Source organism: Rhodoblastus sp. (assembly GCF_052145335.1).
Classification (GTDB): domain Bacteria; phylum Pseudomonadota; class Alphaproteobacteria; order Rhizobiales; family Beijerinckiaceae; genus Rhodoblastus.
In genome coordinates this window covers 1-4,499 of the sequence record NZ_JBKQOU010000346.1, presented here as the reverse complement: position 1 = coordinate 4,499, position 4,499 = coordinate 1, and the positions used below count along the sequence as shown (strand labels likewise).

The 4,499-nt window shown below is 56.7% G+C and carries 4 protein-coding genes; 1 reads left to right on the top strand and 3 read right to left on the bottom strand.

The features are described from left to right. Positions 1-69: 69 nt before the first annotated feature. Entirely contained in the window at positions 70-432 is a 363-nt protein-coding gene (locus tag ACLP2E_RS21060; protein ID WP_442467016.1) for a hypothetical protein, read from the bottom strand. 276 nt (positions 433-708) lie between these two features. Further along, complete coding sequence (locus ACLP2E_RS21055) at positions 709-1,188, bottom strand: MucR family transcriptional regulator (RefSeq protein WP_442467015.1); 480 nt, start codon at positions 1,186-1,188, stop codon at positions 709-711. A gap of 360 nt (positions 1,189-1,548) precedes the next feature. Between ACLP2E_RS21055 and ACLP2E_RS21050 the strand changes: the two genes are divergently transcribed. Beyond that, positions 1,549-3,819, top strand: coding sequence for a hybrid sensor histidine kinase/response regulator (locus tag ACLP2E_RS21050; RefSeq protein ID WP_442467014.1), 2,271 nt, complete (start codon positions 1,549-1,551; stop codon positions 3,817-3,819). A gap of 153 nt (positions 3,820-3,972) precedes the next feature. On the opposite strand, the gene ACLP2E_RS21045 is transcribed toward ACLP2E_RS21050, so the two are convergent. After that, positions 3,973-4,296, bottom strand: a complete 324-nt coding sequence (locus ACLP2E_RS21045; RefSeq protein WP_442467013.1) for a c-type cytochrome — start codon at positions 4,294-4,296, stop codon at positions 3,973-3,975. Positions 4,297-4,499: the final 203 nt, after the last annotated feature.

Sequence of the window (4,499 nt, the reverse complement as noted above, 5' to 3'; positions counted from 1 at the left end):
TCGGTTGCCTTCCGTTCGAGGCCCCACCTCCATCCCATCGCCTCACAAAGAGCATATCCGGCGGAACGTCTATCTCTTCATCTCTTCGTCGGCCTCGGCGACAAGGACCTCCAACTCGGACGCGAGGGCCTCGGCATGATCCTTATCGAACCAATCCTCGGCGTATCTCAGGAGCGAGATTGCGTGATTCAGCGCCGACCGCTGGTCGGAGCCGCTCTCTAACATATAATCTGGACAGAAAGCGATGTCGGCGGCGATGGCTCTCAACGCATGCATTGTGTCGAAATGCCTGAGCCTGACGACGGCCACCGTGCCGTCGCCGATATGGTATTCGCTGTTCACAAATAGCCACAACCTTCGGGCGGCCTCGCGTAGCTTGTCCCCCAGATCACTCGGCAGTGTCGTGGCCCGTGTTTCTTGCTCAGATGTCATGCGCTTTCTTTAACCGATCCGTCTGGAACCTGTAAGGGGCGTGTCGCCGCCGATTTTCTTTTTCGCGGGTAACCATAACTGGTTGTTCATGCTTACGGGCAGGCAAAACAAACATTTGCATGCGTTTTCCCACCTTCATAGTGGCATCCGCAACCATCTGAGACCCATACTAATTTCATTGCTTTTCACAGACGACGGAGCCCTTTTCGGCTCGTCGTCAGTTGCGTTTTGATCGTCTCGGTCCCGGCATTGCCGGGCTCTTTCGTTTCGACCACCTCATTCCGTCGCTGCTTTCGTCGCGACCTTTCTTCCACCCGGCTTTTTTACGGCGACTTTCTTCGAGGCAGCCGACTCACCGGCCTTGCGACCAAGCCCAGTGCTTCTGGCCAAAGAGGAGCGTTGAGCCGAATAGTTCGCGGCAACAGTCGGATAATCCGCTTTCAACCCAAAAGCTGTCCGATATTCATCGGGTGAAAGTTCGTGTTCCCGTTGAAGATGGCGTTTGAGAGACTTGAATGGTTTACCGCAGCAGAGACATAGGAGCGCGTCAGGGGTTACGGACTTCTTGATCGGAACGGCGGGTTCCATTTTCTTTGGTTCGTCAGCATTTTGAGCTATAGCTGAGCCGCCTAAAACGCCAAACGCAGTTTTGACCGTCTCGATCACGGAGCTGAGATCAGCCGGGGCTACGGTGTTGTTAGACAAATAGGACGATAGGATTTGTGCGACCAGCGAGGTGTTTTCATTCTCGGACATTGTGCTTCTCCCTTATCTTTTCTTTGTTAGATGGGCTTAGTTTCGCGATTTGTCGAGAGACATAAGTTTTATTGCCTTGAGCAATATGCCTTTATCTAAATTTATAGCGATGCTTCAGCCACTGGGGTCAAAATTTTGCAGTTCCCTGTCGGGGTGCGTCCGACGGCGGCTTTTGCTATGAGTTCCAACATGAACCATTTACGGTGTTGATCAGCAGCGAAAGCTTGGGCTAAGCAGTTTAGGCGGGAAGTGTTGGAAGATAAGGCGTCATCGCAATCCGAATCGGACGGATTCAAATCGAGTGAAGGGTCCAGTTCCTCATGGACCACTCCAATTCTTAATGGTTTGGGCAAACTGAACTTGCGGCGCTCCAAGTCGCCATGGTTATCGACCGTTGGCGTCAGCGTGCTGGCGGCGGGAATTGGCGGGCTTGTTCAGCAGGCGCTGCTGGGAGCATCGACCCCGAGGTTTCCTTACCTGACATTCTACCCCGTCGTGATTGTCGCCGCTCTTGTTGGTAAATGGCCTTGCGGGTTGTTGACCGTCATTTTCAGCGCTTTGCTGGTGCATGCCGTCTTCGTCCCGCTTTTGGACTCCACCGACTGGTTTGGGTTGTTGTTTTTCATCGTCAACATTAGCTGCATCGTCGTCGTGCTTGAGTTATTTACCCGCTATCGCTTCCGCGCTCTCGTCGCTGAGGCGACGCAATCGCTTGACGCCGGACTTGCGGCGATTGTTCAATCATCGTCCGACGCGATCATCAGCGAAACACTTGACGGCACGATCACCAGTTGGAACGCCGGAGCGACGCGCATTTTCGGCTATAGCGCCGAGGAGATGATCGGTCAGTCGATCACACGCATCATACCGCCGGACCACATCGAAGAGGGAACAACGATATTGGCGCGACTCAAAGCTGGCGAGCGCGTCGAGAATTTTGATACTTTGCGCAGGGCAAAGGATGGCCGCAAGCTCGATGTCTCGCTGGCGATCACGCCGCTCAAGAACGCCAGCGGCGCGATCATCGGCGCCTCGAAGTTTTGCCGCGACATCACCGAGCGCAAGCATGCCGAACGGGCGTTGGTGCGGAGCGAAGCGGCTCTGCGCGAGAATGAGGAGCGGCTGCGGATCGCCCTTGAAGCTGCGAATTTGGGTAGCTGGGACCTCGACCTCACCACTGGCAAAGCTGCACGGTCGCTGCGCCACGATGAAATCTTTGGCTACCCGGAGTTTCAGCCAGAGTGGTCGGCCAAAGTCGCTGCGCAGCATATGCTGCCGGAAGACAAACCTATCTTCGAAAAGGCCTTCGCACGTAGCTTGCAGACCGGCGACCTTTCTTTTGAAGCGCGCGTTCGCTGGCCCGACGAGAGCGTTCACTGGATAGCCGCAAACGGGCGCGCTTTTTATGATGACGAAGGCCGCGCGGTTCGGCTGACTGGAGTCGTCGCCGAGATCACTGGGCGCAAAGACGCCGAGTCGCGGCTCGCCGCCGCCAAGGCCGAGGCTGAGCGCGCCAATCTCGCCAAATCCAAATTCCTTGCTGCGGCCAGCCACGATTTGCGCCAGCCGGTGCAGTCGCTGACGCTGCTGATGGGGGTCATCAAACGTCAGGCCAAGGACAGGCCAAAAGTCGTCGAGTTGGCCGACATGGCCCAAGCCTCCGTTACCAGCCTGAATGGCATGCTGACCGGCATTTTGGACATCTCGCGTCTCGACGCCGGGGTGATTTCGCCAGTGATGACAAGTGCGGACATCGGCGAACTCGTTGAATGGCTGGCGCGTGAATATCAAACACGAGCGGCGTCGGACGGTCTCGATTTGCGCTATTCGACGCGCTCGCTGTGCGTCCGAACCGACGCCACCTTGCTGGAGCGGATCGTGCGCAACCTGATCGAAAATGCGCTACGCTACACCGCCAAAGGCGGCGTCATCGTCGGCGTTCGCCAAAAAGGCGACTTCGTCAGACTTGACGTTATCGACACTGGGGTGGGGATACCCGCCGATCAACAGGCGGAGATTTTTGAAGAATTCCACCAGCTCAACAATCCGGCGCGCGACAGCAGCAAGGGCTTGGGCCTCGGTCTGGCCATCGTCTCTCGGCTCGCCAACCTGTTGGGGATTAAGGTCGAAGTTGCATCAAGGCTTGGTCGCGGCACGCGTTTTTCGTTGCTCCTCCCTCTGGCTCGATCTGAAATCGCCATCAAGGAAGTCGATTTGCCGTTGTTCGATACCTGCGGTCGCATCCTCATCATCGAAGATAATTCCGATGTGCGCCACGCATACGAATTGATGCTGTCCGACTGGGGCTATGAGACGATCAGCGCCGCCAGCGGGGAAGATGCGCTTGACCGCGCCGCTCATGAAAACTGGCGATTTGACGCCATTCTTGCCGATCATCGGCTTGGCGTGGGCCTCACCGGAACTGCGGCCTCAACGGAAATCTCCCGCCGCGCCAACCGACCTTTCCCCACTTTGGTTCTTACCGGCGACACGGCGAAAGAACGGATCGACGAAATTCAAGCCAGCGGCTTTGTCATGCTGCACAAGCCGGTTGAAGCGGACGACCTGCATCGGACTTTGGCGTCATTATTGAAGGAGAATGTTAGGTCTTGGTCCCACGGCGCGGCGTGACGTTGCCGGAACCAAAGCTCATCGCCTCTCCGCTTTCGCGGTTCGTCGAGGAAAACGGCGAGCGCGTCGAAATTGCCATTTACCGTCTCGACGATACCTACTGGACTGTCTCAAATCTTCTGACGACGGACACCCGACCATCAAAGCTGGATTTTAACGCAAGCTGAGAATGTAAGCGATAATGTCATCCCGCTGTTTGCTCGTAAGCTCGAACATCGGCATCCCTGCATGGGGCGTCGTGAGATCGACCAATAATGCGGTGGGCGTCATTCCGGGATTGGCGGCAATGTTCACGAATGTCGGCGCCTTCGCGTTTGGGGACCGATCCTGTCCGGCGACCGTCGCGTGACATTCCGCACAAACCTGTTGCGCCACGGCGAGGCCTTCCTTTGGCTCGCCGACAGCTTGGGCGTTGACGTTGCTATCTGACGCGGCGAGCGTCAGAGCGATAGAAAGACAAGACATAAGCTTCGTCACGGGTTAGCTCCTACCGTTTAAGGACCCTTTCAGAGCTTGCTTCGGCCTCATGATCCGGTCTTTGGTGTTTCGCCGATCAAGCTGCGCGGACCTCCGCAAGGGCTTCCATCACCAAAGCGGCTGTTGCCCCAGCAGACGCCGGGTTCTGCCCTGTGACAAGCTTGCCGTCGCGCAAAGCGAAGGGCGCAAAGTCGGGGCCGGAC

What these genes read in the sequence shown, in the direction of transcription:
- ACLP2E_RS21055 (WP_442467015.1), bottom strand. Translation starts at nt 1,188, where the DNA reads ATGTCCGAGAATGAAAACACCTCGCTGGTCGCACAAATCCTATCGTCC.
- ACLP2E_RS21060 (WP_442467016.1), bottom strand. Translation starts at nt 432, where the DNA reads ATGACATCTGAGCAAGAAACACGGGCCACGACACTGCCGAGTGATCTG.